The sequence below is a fragment of the Amycolatopsis sp. genome (assembly GCF_025464955.1).
In the GTDB taxonomy this organism is placed as follows: Bacteria; Actinomycetota; Actinomycetes; order Mycobacteriales; family Pseudonocardiaceae; genus Amycolatopsis.
On sequence record NZ_JAODNM010000138.1, the window covers coordinates 25,001 to 41,126 of the forward strand.

The following is a 16,126-nucleotide window of genomic DNA, read 5'->3' on the forward strand; positions in this document are numbered from 1 at the left end:
TCCGGCCTGCGGGAGTTCAATGCCCAGCGAGAGCAAGGTTTTCAGCTCGATCCAGTTCCCTCCGAACGGCCGGCCGCTTCCTGGCCGACCACCCGGCACACCCGGGTGCGGTTCCACGCCAGGACAATGTCATTGGGCTGAACGGCGTCACGCGATGTCGAACCCGGCGTCGCGGGCCGCGTCGTGGGCGAACACGGTGAACGTCGGAATCCAATGCGTGGCATGGTAATGCCGGTCGTCCAACGCTGACTGGGCGTGTTCCCAGTGCCGCAGCGCCGACTCCGTGAGCGGCTCTCCGCGGGCGTCGCCGGACGGCAGCCTCGCCACGATACGACTGAACGACCACACCTTGGTCAGCAGCAAGCCGGGCAGGTGGACCGTTCCAGGGTCGGCCGCGTTCGGCGCGAACGACGGCGGCGTCAGTAGCCGAGAATCCGCCAACCCCGGCAGGAAGCCGGTCAACCAGGTCGCGAACTCGTCGGGCGGGAGCACAGTGGCGAGCAGGCCCGCCTCGGTGAGCGCGGGAGACAGGAAATCACCGCCGTCCGGCTCCAGCCCGACCGGGTAGTCCTTGTCGCGGAGGAACATCCGGCGACTCGCCTCGACGAGTTCCTCCTCCAACGCTTCGTCGCCGATCATCCGCGCTGAGTCGACGGCGAGGGTGAGGGCGAACGCGGAGTTGCCGTGCAGTCCCGTGCGGATCGGAAACTGCAACACAGTCGTGAAGTATTCACGTAGTCTGCCGGCCAGTCCGTCCCGCAACGGCTGCACACCGGCCGTCCACGTGGCGGCCCGCCGCGATGCCGTGACGGTCGCCTCCGCGTGCAGCCGCAGCACCCAGCTCCATCCGTACGGGCGCGAGAACGTGCCGTTGTTCGGGTTGTCGAAGTACCGCAGCTCGGTCGCAAGCTTGCCGGGCGCCAGGTGATCGTCCAGCACCGCGCGGGCGTCTTCGACACGCGCCAGGTCGGGGAAGTCCCGCTGCAGTCGCACCAGCAGCCAGTGGTTGTGCACGGCTGAGTGCCAGTCCGAGCACCCGAAGAACGACGGGTGCAGGTCGGCAGGACGCCGGAACCCGATCGGTTCGCCGACCGCGAGCTGAAGGTAGTAGGGGAACTCGCGGTTCACGCATGCCAGCGAGATGTCGAGCAGGTCAGCGGGGTCGTACAGGCTCACGCACTCTCCTTCCGGGTCATGGCCGGCGCGGCGGTCACGGGATCTCGCAACGGGAAGTGGCAGGCCGCGGCGTGACCGGCGTCGAAATCGCGCAGCGGGGGTTCGACCTCGGCGCAGATGGACTCGGCACGCGGGCAGCGGGTGCGGAACCGGCAGCCGGACGGCGGTTCCACCGGTGACGGGACTTCTCCGCGCACCGCCGTGGACTGGCGCCGCCGCCCGGAGGGCGGCTCGGCGACCGGAATGGCACCGATCAGGGCACGGGTGTACGGGTGCACCGCGTTCTGGAACAGCGCCGCGGACGGCCCCCACTCGACCAGCTTTCCCAGGTACATCACGCCGATCTCGTCGGCGATGTACCGCAGCGTGGTGAGGTCGTGCGAGATGACGAGGTACGTCAGTTCGTGGGCAACCTGGAGGTCCAGCATCAGGTTCAGGATCTGCGACCGTACCGAAACGTCCAATGCGGACACCGGCTCGTCGGCGACGATCACCTGCGGGTTCAGCGCGAGCGCGCGGGCGAGACCGAGCCGCTGCCGCTGGCCGCCGGAGAACTCGCTGGGGTACCGGCTGATCGCCGACGCCGGCAGCCCCACCTCGGCCAGCAGGTGCAGGACCCGCTCGCGGCGCTCCTTCCGGGCGCCCTGCCGTTGTACGACGAGCGGTTCGGCGATGATCGAGCCGATGTTCATCCTCGGATCGAGTGATCCGTACGGGTCCTGGAACATCAGTTGCAGTTCGCGGCGGGCGGTCCTGCGTTGCGCGCGCGTGCCACCTCGGATGTCCACGCCGTCAAACCGGACGACACCGCTGGTCGGGCGCTCGAGGCCCACCACCAGCCGGCCGAGTGTGCTCTTGCCGCAGCCCGACTCGCCGACCAGTCCGACGGTGCGGCCGCGGCGCAGGCTCAGCGACACGTCGGACACGGCGTGCACGACGCGCGGGTGCCCGCGCACGTTCCACGCGCCGACCGGGTACTCCCTGACCACGTGCTCGACCCGCACGAGCGGGGAATCGTCTGTCATACCGCACCACCCTTGTTCACGGAGATGTCGCCGGCGCTCACGCGCGGCCGGTGGCACGCGAAGCCGTGCCCGGACGCGGTCTCCCATTCCGGTTCGACGTCGAAACATTTTTGTTCGGACTGCGCGCAGCGGGGTGCGAACCGGCACGCGGCGAGCCGGCCGCCCAGGTTCGGCGGCAGGCCGGGGATGCTGGTCAGCCGCTGGCGGTGCGGCGTGTCCAGCGTCGGCATCGATCCCAGCAGTGCCTCGGTGTAGCGGTGCCGGTTGTCGACGAACAGGTCCTTGGTGCCGGCCAGTTCCGCGACCCGGCCCGCGTACATCACGGCGACCTCGTCGGTATGGCCCGCGACCACGCCCATGTCGTGCGTGATGAGCAGGATGGACATGCCGCGCTGCTCCTGCAGCGAGTCGAACAGTTGCAGGATCTGGTCCTGCGTTGTCACGTCCAGCGCCGTGGTCGGCTCGTCGGCGATCAACAGTTTCGGCCCGCACACCAGGGCGATGGCGATCATCACGCGCTGTCGCATGCCGCCGGACAGCTCGTGCGGGAACCGTTCGGCCTGTGTCGCCGGGCGCGGTAGGCCGACCTCACCGAGGATGTCGACGGCCTGCCGCCGGGCGGCCGCCTTGCCGGCCATGCCATGGATCAGCAGTGGTTCGGCCACCTGGGCGCCGATCCGTTGCGTGGGGTTCAACGCTGTCATGGGGTCCTGGAACACCACGCCGACGCTCGCACCCCGGATCGCCCTCGCCGCCGGTTCGGCCAGGCCGACGACCTCGGCGCCATCGACCTTGATACTGCCGCCGACCACCTTTCCGCCGGGCGGCAGCAGGCCGACCACCGCGAGACCGGTGGTCGACTTTCCACAGCCCGACTCGCCGACCAGACCGAGGGTGCGTCCCTGCTCGATGACCAGGGACACGCCGTCCACCGCACGGACTGTCGTGTGGCCGGATCGGATGTCGACGACGAGATCCGAGATCTCCACTATGGCTGGCACGTTTGACTCCTGTCACTCCCGCTGGGGTTCGCCGGTCAGATTCGACGCTGCGCGCGCAGGCCGATCGCGTCGCGCAGCCCATCACCGAGCAGGTTGAACGCCAGTACTGTCACGATGATCGCGATGCCGGACGGGTAGATCAGCCACCAGAAATCGGAGTAGGTGTAGTTCAGTCCGTCCGACAGCATGCCGCCCCAGTTCGCCGCGGGCGGCGGGATGCCCAGTCCCAGGAACGAGATCGCGGCGACCGCGAGAATCGCGTCGGCCACCTGGAACGTCGCGTTCACCACGATGGTGCCGATGACGCTGGGCACGAGGTGGCGGAAGATGATGCGCGGCGACTTCCCACCCATCAACCGGACCGCCTGTACGTACTCCCGGGTGCGCAGGGACAGCGTCTCGCCGCGCACCAAGCGGGCCGGGGCCAGCCACGCGAGCAGTCCGAGCACCAGGATGAGCATCAGCACGTTCGGCCGGAAGATGGTGGCCAGGAACATCAGCAGGAACAGCGCCGGGATCGACATGACGCTGTCCACGATGCGCATCATCACCGCGTCGACGACACCGCCGAAGTAGCCGGAGACAGTGCCCCATAGCACGCCGACGACGATCGCGACCACGGCGGCGCCGAGACCGATCTCCAGGGACGTCTGTCCGCCCGCCATGAGCCTGCCGAGCTCGTCGTAGCCGACGTCGTCGGTGCCCAGTGGGCGCCCTGGGCCGGGCGAGAGCGTCTCGAGCGTGAGTCGCGTGTGGACCTGGTCGGTGTGGTAGACCAGCGGGCCCGCGAAGCAGAACAGCACCATGGCGACGAAAAGCACCAGCCCGAGGACGGCGAGCTTGTTCTCGACGAACCGCCGCAGCACCACGGAGGGCTGTGGCGCCTCGTCGGGCCGGTCGTCCGGCTCAGGCGACGCCGTCGGGTCGATCGTGCCCTGTGTGTCGATGGCCACTGGTGGTTTCCCTTCTCCGTCAGGAGCGCACGAGGCGGATGCGTGGGTCGAGCACCGCGTATAGGACGTCCGCGATCACCGACCCGAGTACGGTCGCCACCGCGACAACGAGTGTCACGGCGAGCAGCACCGGGTAGTCCTGGGTGACAGCGGCGTTGTAGAAGAGCAGGCCCATGCCGGGATAGTTGAAGACACGCTCGGTGATGAGCGTCCCGGAGAGGATGAACGGCAACGAGATGCCCAGCAGCGTCACAACCGGAGAGATCGCGTTGCGCAGCACGTGTCCGAACAAGATCCGTCGCGTACCCGCACCCTTGGCGCGCGCGGTGCGCACGTAGTCCTGGGTCAGGTTGTCCATAGTGGATGAACGCATGTAGCGGCTGTAGAAGGCGATGGACAGCAGCGCGATGGTCGCGACCGGCAGGATGAGCCCGCTCGGCTGGGACAGCACGGCGCCGATCGAGCCCTGCGGCGCCTGTGCGGGCAAGGCGCCGATATGCACCGCGAACACCAGCACCAGGATCAGTGCCAGCCAGAACGAGGGCGTGGAGTAAAGCACAAAGCTCACCGCGGTGAGGGCGTAGTCGACGAACGTGTTGCGCCGCCACGCCTGGGTGATGCCCAGTGGTATCGCGATGACCACCGCGATCAACACCGCCAGCCCGGCAAGCAACGCGGTCTTCGGCAGCCGGTCGGCGAGTAGCGAGACAACCGAGGAGTTCTCCTTGAAGGAGTAGCCGAGGTCGCCGCGCAACAGCTCGCTCAGCCAGGTCCAGTACTGCGTCCACAGGCTCTTGTCGAACCCGTGGTCGCGGTTGAACGACGCGATCGCGGTGGGGGTGGCCTGCACACCCAACTCGGCTCTTGCCGGTCCACCGGGCAGCAGGTGCAGCAAGATGAACGTGATCACGGTGACGATGAACAACACGACCGCGGCCTGACCGAGGCGGCGGAGCAGGTAGCGCGTCATTCGCGGGCCTCCGGGCGGTCCGTCGCGTCCATTACGGACGCGACTGACGGCGTGTTCGTAAAGCCGGAGATCACTGCGTGATCTGCCAGTCTTCTGGTGTCAGCGAGAGGATCGGGCTCTGCTTGGTGTTCACTCCGGTCAGCCGGCTGGCGACCGCCGAGATCCGGTAGAGCTGGGTCGGCATCCAGAGCACCGGTACCTGGTTGGCCAGGTAGTTGGCCACCCCGGACAGCGCGGTCGGGTCGCTGCTGTGCACGGCGGCGTTGATCACCTGGTCGGCGTGCTGGTCGCTGTAGCCGCCGTAGTTCGAGCCGGAACCGGTCTGGAACAGTTGGTCATCCGACGGGTACGGGTTGATGCCGTAGATCCAGCCGCCGCCCCAGTTGATGATCTGCCACTTGCAGGTGCTCGCGCTGGCACCCGCCGTGCAGGGCGCCGCGTCAGCGATCACCGTGTTGAACGGTGCCTGGCTGAGGTTCAGCGTGATGCCGGCCGCGGAGAAATCCGACCTCATCGCTTGCATCTCCTGGTCCACCACGACCATCCCCGAGCTGTACTCGAGGTTGAACTGCAGCGCGGTCCCCACGGCGATCCCCGCGCCGCACTGGTTCGCACCGGTGCCGGGGCTGGCGCAGGTGGACGTGCCGTTCGAGGTGACGGTCCAGCCGTGCGAGCTGAGCAGCGACTTGGCTTTCGCCAGGTCATACGGCAGTGTCTGGGAGTTGTCGTACGACGGCATGAAGTTGCTGATCATGATCGGACCGGAGCTCACGCTGCCGGTGCCGCGCAGCGGGCCCTGGACATACGCCTGCTGGTTCACCAGCGATTGCATGGCCTGCCGGATGTAAAGCTGCTTGATCAGCGGCCCGGACGTCGGCTGCTGGAAGTTCAAGGTGATGAAGTTGGTGCCCCACTCCTTCCAGGGCGCGATCGCGTAACCGCTGTTCTTGAGCGCGTTCTGCTGGGCGATCTCCTGCACCGGCAGGTAGCCGTAGTCGATCGTCTTGCCCGAACGAATAACGTTGAGCTCGGCCGAATCCGAGGTGAAGGGCTGTTCGACGAACTTGGCCAGATGCGGCTTGTCCGGTCCGGAGTACTTCTTGTTCGGGCTGAACTCGGCGTAGCCGTCAGTCCGATAGGCGGTCAGGACCCACGGCCCGTCGACGGTCTGCCACAGCGGGTCGTTACCGTAACTGTTGATGTTCGACGACTGGCCGGCCAGGAAACCGTAGACCTGCACCGCGGCGGCCGGGGTGCGGTCGTAGTCGCCCACCGAGCCCGATGACGACGTCTTGTCCCACACGTGCTGGGGTATGGGCGTGATCTGCGACAGCTCGTTGTAGTTGAACCACTGTGGACTGTACGGCTGGGTCAGCGTCAGCGTGAACGTCTTGTCGTTGACCGCGGTGAACGTCTTGATGTTGTCCGGAAACTCGCCGGGGATGTAACCGGCGACGGTTGCCTTGTTCGCCCGGAACAGGTTGATCCAGAACTCGACGTCACGGGTGGTGACCGGCTTGCCATCGGACCAGTCGTACGAGTTCAGCGTCACGGTGACCTTGGTGTTGCCGTCGCTGTAGACCGCCGGCTGGGCGAGGCTCTGTGCCGGATCGATGACCGGCTGGTCGTCCTTGCCGATCCAGTACAGAGACCGGTACGAAAGCCGGTTGAACTGTTCGATGTTCGCGATGCTCTGGTGTGCCGGGGTCACCATCGGGAAGATGTAGTCCGGTTTGGACCCCGCGTCCTCCGCGAAGGTAGCGGTACCCCCTTCGACCGGTGTCCCCTTTGGACCCGCTGCGCTTCCGCTGCACGCGCTGACGATCGAGAGGCTCGCCGTGGCAACCGCCACGAGGGCCAAGATCCGGATTCTGAGCACAGTGGCTCCTTACGGGTCGTGAAGAAACAGGTTTGCCGTCGATCGCGGCTCTGGCAAGACCGTACAGATTGTTGAACGACTAGACAAGAGAACAATTTGATACCGCGCTGTTGCGGATATGTTTCGCGGGCATCCGGCAGAGCTGCCCTGCCGGATGCCCGTAGGGTCAGGCGACCGCGCCGGCCGTCAGCGCGACCTGGTCACCGCGTTCTTCCAGGCAGACTTCGATAGCCGAAAGCAACGCCGCCACCATGACGTCGAGCGACATCGTCGCGCCGGGCTCGCGGCCCGGTTCGGCGACGGCAGCCGACCGCGGCGTGTCCGGGATGTGGATGAAACCGGCAGGAATACCGCGATCCCGACCTTGCCGGCACGCCAGGTAGAAGAGCTGGTTGCACAGGTAGGTGCCAGCCGTGTTGGACACGTGGCAGGGCACGTCGTCCTTGCGCCACCGTCGCAGAATCGAGGCAAGGGGCAAACGACTGAAAACACCGTCTGGACCACCTGTTACTACAGGTTCGTCCGCTACAGTCACGCCGGAATGATCAGGCAAGGGGAAATCTCGGACATTGATGGCGATCCGCTCGAGCGACAGCGCCGGTCGACCCGGGGCGATACCAAGGCAGATGAGCAGATCGGGCGCCAGTTCGTCGAGCGCACCGGCCAGATTCGCACCGATGGTGTCCGTCGACGTTTCGAAGATCCGGCCGACCACCGTGGCGCCGGCCACCGTCGCACCATCCAGCCGACGGGCGAGGTCGCCGCTGGGATTGTCGAGATGCTTGCCGAATGGACCGAATCCCGTTACCAGGACGATGTGGTGACCACCGGGTCGAGCCGTTCCAGTCATCGTGGTAAACCCTTCTGTTTGACTTGTCAGATTGTATAGATTGTTGAACAATCGATCAACATCATGCCTCTGGGCATCTACACGGAGAGAGCCGCTCGATGACCGACACGCGTGACATGACCACAGTGCTGGCCGACGAGCGTCGGCGACTGGCGCGTGTGGGCACCGCGGAGCGGGTGACCGAAATCCTGCGCGAGCAGATCACCGCCGGCCGGTTCGCGCCCGGCACACGCCTGTCCGAGGAGAAGATCGCCGACGCGCTCGGCGTGTCCCGAAACACGCTGCGTGAGGCGTTCCGATTGCTGGGACACGAGAAACTCGTCGTGCACGAGCTGAACCGTGGCGTCTTCGTCCGCGTGCTGACGGCGGAAGAGGTCAGCGATCTCTATCTGCTGCGCCAGATCGTGGAATGCTCGGCCCTTGTCCTCGCGGCGCGCAGCGGCACTCCAGATCTCACTCGGGTCGTCAACGCCGTCGAACAGGCCGAGACGGCCGCGGTGGAGAAGCGGTGGCACGAGGTGGCGACGCTCGACCTCCAGTTCCACCAGGAACTCGTGGCACTGGCGCACAGCCCACGACTGGACGACCTGATGCGCCGCCTGCTCGCCGAACTGCGCCTGGCCTTCCACATCATGTCCAGCTCCGGGCAGTTCCACGAACCGTACGTGCTGCGCAACCGCAATCTCGTGACGCTGCTCCAACATGGCAAGGCCGATGACGCGTCCCGGGAACTCCAGTCATACCTGAAGGACGCGCTGAGCCAGTTGCTCAGGGCGTTCACCGGCGGCGAAACCACCGCCGAGTAGCTACGGACCGGCCGGCCCGCTCAAGGTCACCTTCGCGAAGCTCGCAAAGGTGACCTTGAGGGGCGTTACTCAGTCGAGGACCGCGAGGACATCGATTTCCACCAGCAGGCCGTCGAAGTCGAGCAGCACCTTCGGGATCGACATCGAGGCGGCGGCGAGCACTTCGCCGCCGGCCCCACGGATCGGCGCCGCGATGCAGTGGATGTGCCCGCTTGCCGATCGGCGAGATCGGCAAGGACTCGAACGTGCGCTACGCCCACCTCGGTGGCCAGCCCGCGATCAACGGCGACACCTCGGTCTTCTAGGCGATACCGCCGTTGCTGTGCAGCAGCTGGCCGTTGACCCAGCCGCCCTCGGGTGAGCACAGGAAAGTCACCAGGTTGGCGCAGTCCTGCGGGGTCCCGACGCGGCCGAGCGGGGTCGACGAGACGATGTCCGCACGCAGGCCGTCGGTGATCCAGCCGGTGTCCGTGGGTCCCGGGTTCACGGCGTTGGACGTGACCCCGAGGCCGGCGAGCTCCTTGGCCGCGGCCTGGGTGATCCGGTCCAGCGCGCCCTTGCTCGCGCCGTAGGGCAGGTTCCCGACGGTGTCATCACTCGTGATCGCGACGATCCGGCCCGTGCCGTGCTCGCCGCGGAACCGCTGTGCGTACTCGCGGATCAGCAGCCAGGTCGCCCGCGCGTCGACGGCGAACCCAAGTCGGCTTCGATCGCGATCGAAGCCGACTTGGGTTCGGCCAGCCGCTTCGACAGGTCGTCCGCGGCGTTATCGTCGGAACCCCAAGGCATCCGGGCGTCATACGGCGTCCAGTGCGTGAAGGCGACATCCCAACCGGCACTCGCCAGCCCCTCGGCGACAGCGCTGCCGATCCCGATACGCCGGCCGACGCCGGTCACCAATGCGAGCATGTCCCGTTACTCAGTCGAGGACCGCGAGGACGTCGATTTCCACCAGCAGACCGGCGGGGAGTCCCACGTAGACGGTCGTGCGCGCGGGAAAGGGCTCCGCGAGCAACGTCTTGTAGACCTCGTTGAACTCCGCGAAGTGCGCGGTGTCGGTGAGGTACACCCGGACCATCACGACGTCGCCGAAGCTCGACCCGGCCGCCGCGAGCACGGCCTCGAGGTTCTTGAACGTCTGCTTGGTCTGCTCGGTCACCGTGTCGCCGATGACGGCGCCGGTGGTGTCGAAGGCGACCTGACCAGCGACCTGCAGGATGTTGCCCTTTCGCGACGCCTGCGCGAACGCGGCCACCGGCTTCGGCGCGTTCTCGGTGGTGATCGCGACCTTACCCATCACTGTCCCCTTTCGGTGTTCCGCGTCCATCCACTGTGGATGGACGCTTCGTCGGCGGCCGCCACGAGCTCGGGGACGAGCGCGAGCAGGCCGTCGAAGTCGAGCAGCACCTTCGGGATCGACATCGAGGCGGCGGCGAGTACTTCGCCGCCGGCCCCGCGGATCGGCGCCGCGATGCAGTGGATGAAGTCCTCGTGCTCGGCGTTGTCGACGGCGTAACCGCGCAACGCCACGTTGTCGAGCTCGGCGAGGAAATCGGCCGGGTTGGTGATCGTATTGCCGGTCAGCACGACATAGTCGAGCTTCTCGGCGATCTCGATCCGCCGCGCGACGGGCATCGCCGCGACGAGCACCTTGCCGACCGCGGTGCAGTGCAGCGGTGCCCGCTTGCCGATCCTCGAGTACATCCGGACCGAGTGATGGCCCTCATACTTGTCGATATAGACCACCTCGCCGTCCTCGTACGTGGCGAGGTGGATGGTGTGCCCGGTACGTGCGTTCAGTTCGGCGAGCGCCGGTTGCGAGCTGCGCCGGACGTCGCGGTCTTCCAGCGCCTGGTTGGCGAGGTCGAACAGGGCACTGCCCAGGCGGTAGTACCGGGTGCCCTCTCGCCGCACGAAATGGTGGGACTCCAAGGTGCGCAACAGCCTCAGCACGGTCGACTTGTGCACGCCGACCGCTTCGGCCAGCTGGTCGAGCGTCTTGGCTTCCTTCGCCAGCTCGGACAACAGGGTCAGCGCACGGTCCAGGCTCTGGCTCACGCGAACACCACTCCTTCGTCGCTGAGCCGGGCGTTCGCCCAAACCTCGTCGTCGGCTTCGAGCAGCTTCGCCACGACGGCGGCGGGCAGCGGCTCCCCCACATCATCGTGGGTGCGCAGCGTGGCGGCTGCCTGAAGGTGTCCGCTGCGCAGCCGGGTGCGGGGATCGGTGCCGCGCAAGGTCGCCGCGAGGAAGCCCGCGGCGAAGGCGTCCCCGGCACCGACCGGCTCGACGACGTCGACCCGCATCGCCGGGACGAACACGGGAGCCGCGTCGCCCTCGATCAGGGTGACCCCGCGCGCGCCCTGCTTGAGGACCAGCGTTTCGGGACCAGGCAAGAGTCGCCGCAGCTCGACGGGGTCGGCGGTGCCCCAGACCGCGAACGCTTCGTCATCGCCGGCCAGCAGGATGTCGGACGCCCCGGCGAGTTCGGTGAGCACGGAAGGATCACGTTCGGTCCACAACCTCGGCCGGAAGTTCAGGTCGAACGAGACGCGGGTCCCGGCTCGCGGAAGCGCCAGCACGGCGCGAACCAGTGCGAGGCAGCTGTCGGACAGCGCCGGCGTGATCCCGCTGAGGTGGATGACCCGGACACCGTCGAAATCGAGGCGGTCCAGCAGTTCGGGCCCCATGCCGGAGGCCGCGGACCCGGTCCGGTAGTAACGCACCGGACTGCCCTCAGCGCCGCTTTCCTTGATGTACAACCCGGTCGGCCTGCTCGGATCGACGGAGCACGAGCTCACGTCCACGCCCGTCGCGCCGACCTCGTTCAGCAGCGCGCGCCCGAACGGGTCGTCGCCGACGGCACTGACCCAGGCGCTCGGCACCCCGAGTGCGGGCAGATGGCAGGCCACGTTCGATTCGGCCCCACCGATCGTCCGCTTCCACATCCGCACCTCGTCCGGCGGCCCCGCTTCGGCCGGCACGAACAGAACCATCGATTCCCCGATGCAGAGCACCTCAGGTGCGCTCGACACTTAACGTCTCCCAGCTGTTCGCCCCGTTGACCTCTCGCGGAACGGATGCTACACCTATGGCACCCACCAGGCGCAACGGTCGTTGCAACATACGCAACCAAGGCGAGACGATGAACCATCAACAGGCGCAAACCGCTTGCCTCCTCGACACTGCCGCAGTGAACGAGTTACGAGAAGAGCTCATCGACTGGCATTTTCGCGCCTCCCCGGTGTCGTTCTCCGGACTGACCCTCGGCGAGGCGGCGGAGCGCCGCGTCAATCTCTTCGAAGAAGGCTTCTTCGGGCCGGTCGTCGTCCTCGACGAGCAAGCGCTCGAACACAACCTCGCTACGATGGCGGACTGGTGTGCTTCACGCGGAGTGCTCCTCGCGCCGCACGGCAAGACCACAATGTCTCCCCAGCTCTTCGCACGTCAGCTGGCACATGGCGCTTGGGGCATGACGGCAGCCAACGCCGGCCAGGTTCGCGTCTACCGCGCGTTCGGGGTCTCGCGGATCCTGCTCGCCAACCAGCTCGTCGACCCCGCCGGCCTGCGGTGGGTCGGCGCCGAGCTCGACCGCGACGCGGAGTTCGAGTTCAGCTGCTGGGTGGACTCGGTGGCCGGTGTCGAGCTGATGACCGCGGCGCTGGACGGTGTCCGGCGCAAGGTCGACGTCATCGTCGAGCTGGGCGCCGACGGCGGCCGGACCGGCGCAAGGGACACCGAGACCGCGCTCGCGGTCGCCGAAGCCGTCCACCAGAGTCCGGCGCTTCGCCTGATCGGCACCGGCGGCTACGAAGGCGCGCTGTCCCACGACACGGACGGCACCGCGCTGGCCAAGATCAAATCCTATGTGGATGACATCAAGGCCTTGACGATCCTGCTGGCGGACAAGGGTTTACTGGCCGACGCGGACCAGATCGTGGTCACCGCCGGCGGCAGCGCGTACTTCGACCAGGTCGCCGACTCGCTGACTTCCGGCTGGCCCGACGGCCTCGACATCCTGCCCGTACTCCGCAGCGGCGCGTACGTGACCCACGACGACGGCTTCTACCGCGAGATCTCCCCACTCGGCGCCCACCCGCGCCTCGGCGGCATCCCGCCGTTCCGGCCCGCCCTGCTGGCCTGGGCGCAGGTGACCTCCAAGCCCTCCCCCGAGCTGGCGCTGCTGACCCTCGGCAAGCGGGACGCGTCGTTCGACGAGGGGATGCCCGAGCCGCGACTGCACCGCCGCGCCGGATCGGCACCGGAACCGCTAACCGGGCACGAGGTCACCAAGCTCAACGACCAGCACGCGTTCCTCCGGCTTCCCGCCGGATCCGAAGTCGAGGTGGGCGACTGGATCGGGCTCGGGCTCTCCCACCCGTGCACGGTGTTCGACAAATGGTCCCTGCTCCCGGTGGTCGACGGCGAAACCGTTGTCGGCTTCATCCGGACCTACTTCTAGGGAGCCCGGATGGATACCGTCTTCCGCGGCGCCCAGGTCGCCGACGGCACCGGGGACCCGGTCACGCGCCACGACGTCGGCGTGTCCGACGGCCGGATCGCCGCGATAACCGACGCCGGCACGCTCACCGGACGGCGGATCATCGACGCGGGCGACCTCGTGCTCGCGCCCGGGTTCATCGACATGCACTCGCACTCCGACCTGCAGGTACTCGCGAATCCTGAGCACCTCGCGAAAGTGTCGCAAGGGGTGACGACCGAGGTCCTGGGGCAGGACGGGCTCTCCTACGCGCCGGTCGACGACACGACGTTGGCCGCGTTGCGCCAGCAGTTGACCGGCTGGAACGACGACCCGGCGGGCTTCGACTGGAACTGGCGGTCGGTCGGTGAGTACCTCGACCGGCTGGACGAGGGCATCGCGGTGAACGCGGCGTACCTGATCCCGCAGGGCAGCGTCCGCATGCTCGCGGTCGGCTGGAATGACCGCCGCGCGAGCGACGCCGAGATGGCGAAGATGAAGGAGATCATCGCGACCGGGATGGCCGAGGGTGCGATGGGCATGTCCTCGGGCCTGACCTACACCCCGGGCATGTACGCCGAAACGGCCGAACTCGTCGAGCTGTGCGAGGTCGTCGGCGCGCTCGGCGGGTTCTACAGCCCGCACCACCGCAGCTACGGCAAGGGCGCGCTGGAGGCGTTCGCGGAGATGATCGACGTCTCCAGCCAGTCGGGCTGCCCGCTGCACCTGGCCCACGCCACGATGAACTTCTCGGTGAACAAAGGGAAAGCGCCGCAGCTGCTGCACCTGCTCGACACCGCCCTGGCGAACGGCGGCGACATCACGTTGGACACCTACCCCTACCTTCCCGGCGCGACCTACCTCTCGGCGCTGCTGCCGAGCTGGGCGACCGAAGGCGGCCTCGAACCGACGCTCGCCCGTCTGTCCGACGTGGACACTCGGGAGAAGATCCGCGTCGCGATCGAGGAAACCGGCTCGGACGGCGCCCACGGCGTACCGATCGACTGGGACTGCATCGAGATCAACGGCGTCCGCGAGGCCCGCAACAACCACCTGGTGGGGTTCACCGTGGCCGTGTCGGCGCAGTCGGCGGGCACGACTCCGGCCGAGCTGTTCTTCGACACGCTGATCGCCGAACGACTCGGCACCTCGTGCCTGATGCACGTGGGCCACGAAGAAAACGTCCAGGCGATCATGCGGCACCGCACGCACACCGGCGGCAGTGACGGGCTGCTCGTCGGCTCACGGCCGCATCCCCGCGCGTGGGGCACTTTCCCGCGTTACCTCGCGCGGTACGTGCGGGACCTCGGTGTGCTCGAACTGGCGGAGTGCGTGGCGCACCTGACCGGTCGCGCCGCCCGCCGGCTGCGCCTGACCGACCGCGGACTGGTCCGCGAGGGTTACGCCGCCGACCTCGTGCTGTTCGACCCCGAGTCCATTCAGGACACCGCCACCTTCGACGACCCGCGCCAGCAGGCCGCCGGAATCCCCTATGTCTTCGTCAATGGCATCGCCGCGCTAGACGATGGTCGCCCTACCGGCGCGTTGGCCGGTCACTCAGTGAGAAACCCCAGGAGCAAGCGATGATCCATTGGCTGCAACACACGACCGGCGGGCTGCTGACCCTCGCCGTCGTCTCGATCGCGATCCTGCTGGCCATGATCGTCAAGCTGAAGACCGAGCCGTTCATCGCGCTGATCGTGGTCGGGCTGCTCACCGCGCTCGCCGCGGGCCTTCCGGTCGGGACGATCGTCGGTACCGCGCAGAAGTCCTCGACGTCCTTGCTGGAGACCGGTTTCGGCGGGATTCTCGGACACATCACCGCGATCATCGGGCTGGGTACGATTCTCGGGTCGATACTCGAGAAATCCGGCGGCGCCCAAGTGCTGACGTCGTCGCTGCTGCGTGCGTTCGGCGAGAAACGGGCACCGCTGGCGATGGGCCTTTCGGGGTTGATCTTCGGTATCCCGGTGTTCTTCGACATCGGCATCTTCGTGCTCGCCCCGCTCGTCTATGTCGCGGCGAAGCAGGGCGGCAAGTCTCTGGTGCTCTACGCGCTGCCGCTGCTGGCCGGCCTCTCGATCACGCACGCGTTCCTGCCGCCGCACCCGGGTCCGGTCGCGGCCGCGGCTCTCCTCAACGTCCAGCTCGGCTGGCTGCTCCTGATCGGCGCGGGCTGCGCGATCCCGGCCTGGTTCATCGGCGGCATCCTGTTCTCGACCTGGATCGGCAAGCGCATCCACATCCCGCTGCCCGAGGACATGCTGGTCCCCGACGAGGAGATCGACACCGAGAACCCGCCGCCGTCGCTGAAGCTGGTCGGTTCGATCATCGGGATTCCGCTGGTGCTGATCCTGCTCGGGACCTTCGGCAGCATCTGGCTGCCGAAGAGGTCGACACTGAACGGGATCTGCGCGTTCATCGGCACGCCGGCCGTGGCGCTGACGATCGCCGTGCTGATCGCCTCCTGGCTGCTCGGCACCCGGCGCGGGATGACCGGCAAGCAGCTCAGCGAACTGTCCACCTCGGCTCTGCGGCCGGTCGCGATGATCCTGCTGGTGGTCGGTGCGGGCGCGTTCTTCGGCGCTGTCCTGTCCGCGACCGGCATCGGCCAGGCCGTCGCCGGTTCACTGAAGGACGCCGGGCTCCCGGTGATCCTCGCGGCGTACGTGATCAGCTGTGGGATGCGCATCGCGCAGGGTTCGGCGACCGTGGCGATCGTGACCACGAGCGGCATCATCGCGCCGACGGTGACGCAGCTGCACTACAGCCAGGTCCAACTGGCACTGCTCGTCGTCGCCATCTCCTCGGGTTCGATCATCGCCTCACACGTCAACGACGGCGGCTTCTGGATCATCTCGCGGTACTTCAACATGTCGGTACCGGAAACACTGAAAACCTGGACCGCTTTGGAAACAGTACTTTCCGTTTCGGGGTTCGGCGTGGCAGCATTGGTCATGGCATTGGTTTAGACCACTAGGTCAGA

Annotated in this window: 16 protein-coding genes and 1 pseudogene; 4 read left to right on the forward strand and 13 right to left on the reverse strand. The window is 67.2% G+C overall.

Annotation, left to right across the window (positions count from 1 at the left end):
* Positions 1 to 147: 147 nt before the first annotated feature.
* The 7 genes from JWQ81_RS35760 to JWQ81_RS35790 form a co-directional block, all read right to left on the reverse strand.
* On the reverse strand, positions 148 to 1,176 hold the full coding sequence (locus JWQ81_RS35760; protein ID WP_297548590.1) for a DUF2891 family protein: 1,029 nt from the start codon (positions 1,174 to 1,176) through the stop codon (positions 148 to 150).
* Positions 1,173 to 2,201 (reverse strand): ABC transporter ATP-binding protein, encoded by a 1,029-nt coding sequence (locus tag JWQ81_RS35765; protein ID WP_297548592.1) that lies wholly within the window; start codon positions 2,199 to 2,201, stop codon positions 1,173 to 1,175. Before JWQ81_RS35765 ends, JWQ81_RS35760 begins: the two co-directional genes overlap by 4 nt.
* The gene (locus JWQ81_RS35770) at positions 2,198 to 3,202 is read right to left on the reverse strand and encodes an ABC transporter ATP-binding protein (RefSeq protein ID WP_297548594.1); all 1,005 of its coding nucleotides are present in this window, start codon (positions 3,200 to 3,202) and stop codon (positions 2,198 to 2,200) included. The genes JWQ81_RS35765 and JWQ81_RS35770 overlap by 4 nt, the downstream gene beginning before the upstream one ends.
* Before the next feature lie 35 nt (positions 3,203 to 3,237).
* A complete protein-coding gene (locus JWQ81_RS35775; protein WP_297548596.1) occupies positions 3,238 to 4,155 on the reverse strand; it encodes an ABC transporter permease in 918 nt (305 codons plus the stop codon).
* Positions 4,156 to 4,174: 19 nt separating this feature from the next.
* Positions 4,175 to 5,125 carry an ABC transporter permease gene (locus JWQ81_RS35780; RefSeq protein ID WP_297548598.1) on the reverse strand — a complete coding sequence of 317 codons (951 nt, stop codon included), beginning with the start codon at positions 5,123 to 5,125 and terminating at the stop codon, positions 4,175 to 4,177.
* Between the two features lie 70 nt (positions 5,126 to 5,195).
* On the reverse strand, positions 5,196 to 7,004 hold the full coding sequence (locus tag JWQ81_RS35785; protein WP_297548600.1) for a peptide ABC transporter substrate-binding protein: 1,809 nt from the start codon (positions 7,002 to 7,004) through the stop codon (positions 5,196 to 5,198).
* A 166-nt stretch (positions 7,005 to 7,170) separates the two neighbouring features.
* A complete protein-coding gene (locus tag JWQ81_RS35790; RefSeq protein WP_297548602.1) occupies positions 7,171 to 7,905 on the reverse strand; it encodes a hypothetical protein in 735 nt (244 codons plus the stop codon).
* Positions 7,906 to 7,952: 47 nt separating this feature from the next.
* Here JWQ81_RS35790 and JWQ81_RS35795 point away from each other — a divergent pair, with 47 nt between their 5' ends.
* Complete coding sequence (locus JWQ81_RS35795) at positions 7,953 to 8,660, forward strand: GntR family transcriptional regulator (RefSeq protein WP_297548604.1); 708 nt, start codon at positions 7,953 to 7,955, stop codon at positions 8,658 to 8,660.
* Between the two features lie 69 nt (positions 8,661 to 8,729).
* Here the strand turns inward: JWQ81_RS35795 and JWQ81_RS35800 are convergent.
* From JWQ81_RS35800 to JWQ81_RS35825, 6 genes and pseudogenes are all read right to left on the reverse strand, one after another.
* Positions 8,730 to 8,864: pseudogene (locus JWQ81_RS35800) on the reverse strand (IclR family transcriptional regulator); the annotation flags it as partial.
* Between the two features lie 97 nt (positions 8,865 to 8,961).
* On the reverse strand, positions 8,962 to 9,327 hold the full coding sequence (locus tag JWQ81_RS35805) for an SDR family oxidoreductase (protein ID WP_366942368.1): 366 nt from the start codon (positions 9,325 to 9,327) through the stop codon (positions 8,962 to 8,964).
* The gene (locus JWQ81_RS35810) at positions 9,321 to 9,569 is read right to left on the reverse strand and encodes a hypothetical protein (protein WP_297548606.1); all 249 of its coding nucleotides are present in this window, start codon (positions 9,567 to 9,569) and stop codon (positions 9,321 to 9,323) included. The genes JWQ81_RS35805 and JWQ81_RS35810 overlap by 7 nt, the downstream gene beginning before the upstream one ends.
* A gap of 10 nt (positions 9,570 to 9,579) precedes the next feature.
* Positions 9,580 to 9,957 (reverse strand): Rid family detoxifying hydrolase, encoded by a 378-nt coding sequence (locus JWQ81_RS35815; protein ID WP_297548608.1) that lies wholly within the window; start codon positions 9,955 to 9,957, stop codon positions 9,580 to 9,582.
* Positions 9,957 to 10,718, reverse strand: coding sequence for an IclR family transcriptional regulator (locus JWQ81_RS35820; RefSeq protein WP_297548610.1), 762 nt, complete (start codon positions 10,716 to 10,718; stop codon positions 9,957 to 9,959). The genes JWQ81_RS35815 and JWQ81_RS35820 overlap by 1 nt, the downstream gene beginning before the upstream one ends.
* Complete coding sequence (locus JWQ81_RS35825) at positions 10,715 to 11,695, reverse strand: sugar kinase (RefSeq protein ID WP_297548612.1); 981 nt, start codon at positions 11,693 to 11,695, stop codon at positions 10,715 to 10,717. The genes JWQ81_RS35820 and JWQ81_RS35825 overlap by 4 nt, the downstream gene beginning before the upstream one ends.
* A 110-nt stretch (positions 11,696 to 11,805) precedes the next feature.
* Here JWQ81_RS35825 and JWQ81_RS35830 point away from each other — a divergent pair, with 110 nt between their 5' ends.
* The 3 genes from JWQ81_RS35830 to JWQ81_RS35840 are packed head-to-tail and all read left to right on the forward strand — an operon-like array spanning position 11,806 to position 16,112.
* Positions 11,806 to 13,122 (forward strand): amino acid deaminase, encoded by a 1,317-nt coding sequence (locus JWQ81_RS35830; protein ID WP_297548615.1) that lies wholly within the window; start codon positions 11,806 to 11,808, stop codon positions 13,120 to 13,122.
* Positions 13,123 to 13,131: 9 nt separating this feature from the next.
* The gene (locus tag JWQ81_RS35835; protein ID WP_297548617.1) at positions 13,132 to 14,727 is read left to right on the forward strand and encodes an amidohydrolase family protein; all 1,596 of its coding nucleotides are present in this window, start codon (positions 13,132 to 13,134) and stop codon (positions 14,725 to 14,727) included.
* Positions 14,724 to 16,112: a gluconate:H+ symporter gene (locus tag JWQ81_RS35840; RefSeq protein WP_297548619.1), complete on the forward strand. Its 1,389-nt coding sequence runs from the start codon at positions 14,724 to 14,726 to the stop codon at positions 16,110 to 16,112. Before JWQ81_RS35835 ends, JWQ81_RS35840 begins: the two co-directional genes overlap by 4 nt.
* The last annotated feature ends 14 nt before the right edge of the window (positions 16,113 to 16,126 follow it).

What these genes read in the sequence shown, in the direction of transcription:
- JWQ81_RS35765 (WP_297548592.1), bottom strand. Translation starts at nt 2,201, where the DNA reads ATGACAGACGATTCCCCGCTCGTGCGGGTCGAGCACGTGGTCAGGGAG.
- JWQ81_RS35780 (WP_297548598.1), bottom strand. Translation starts at nt 5,125, where the DNA reads ATGACGCGCTACCTGCTCCGCCGCCTCGGTCAGGCCGCGGTCGTGTTG.
- JWQ81_RS35795 (WP_297548604.1), top strand. Translation starts at nt 7,953, where the DNA reads ATGACCGACACGCGTGACATGACCACAGTGCTGGCCGACGAGCGTCGG.
- JWQ81_RS35810 (WP_297548606.1), bottom strand. Translation starts at nt 9,569, where the DNA reads ATGCTCGCATTGGTGACCGGCGTCGGCCGGCGTATCGGGATCGGCAGC.
- JWQ81_RS35815 (WP_297548608.1), bottom strand. Translation starts at nt 9,957, where the DNA reads ATGGGTAAGGTCGCGATCACCACCGAGAACGCGCCGAAGCCGGTGGCC.
- JWQ81_RS35830 (WP_297548615.1), top strand. Translation starts at nt 11,806, where the DNA reads ATGAACCATCAACAGGCGCAAACCGCTTGCCTCCTCGACACTGCCGCA.
- JWQ81_RS35835 (WP_297548617.1), top strand. Translation starts at nt 13,132, where the DNA reads ATGGATACCGTCTTCCGCGGCGCCCAGGTCGCCGACGGCACCGGGGAC.
- JWQ81_RS35840 (WP_297548619.1), top strand. Translation starts at nt 14,724, where the DNA reads ATGATCCATTGGCTGCAACACACGACCGGCGGGCTGCTGACCCTCGCC.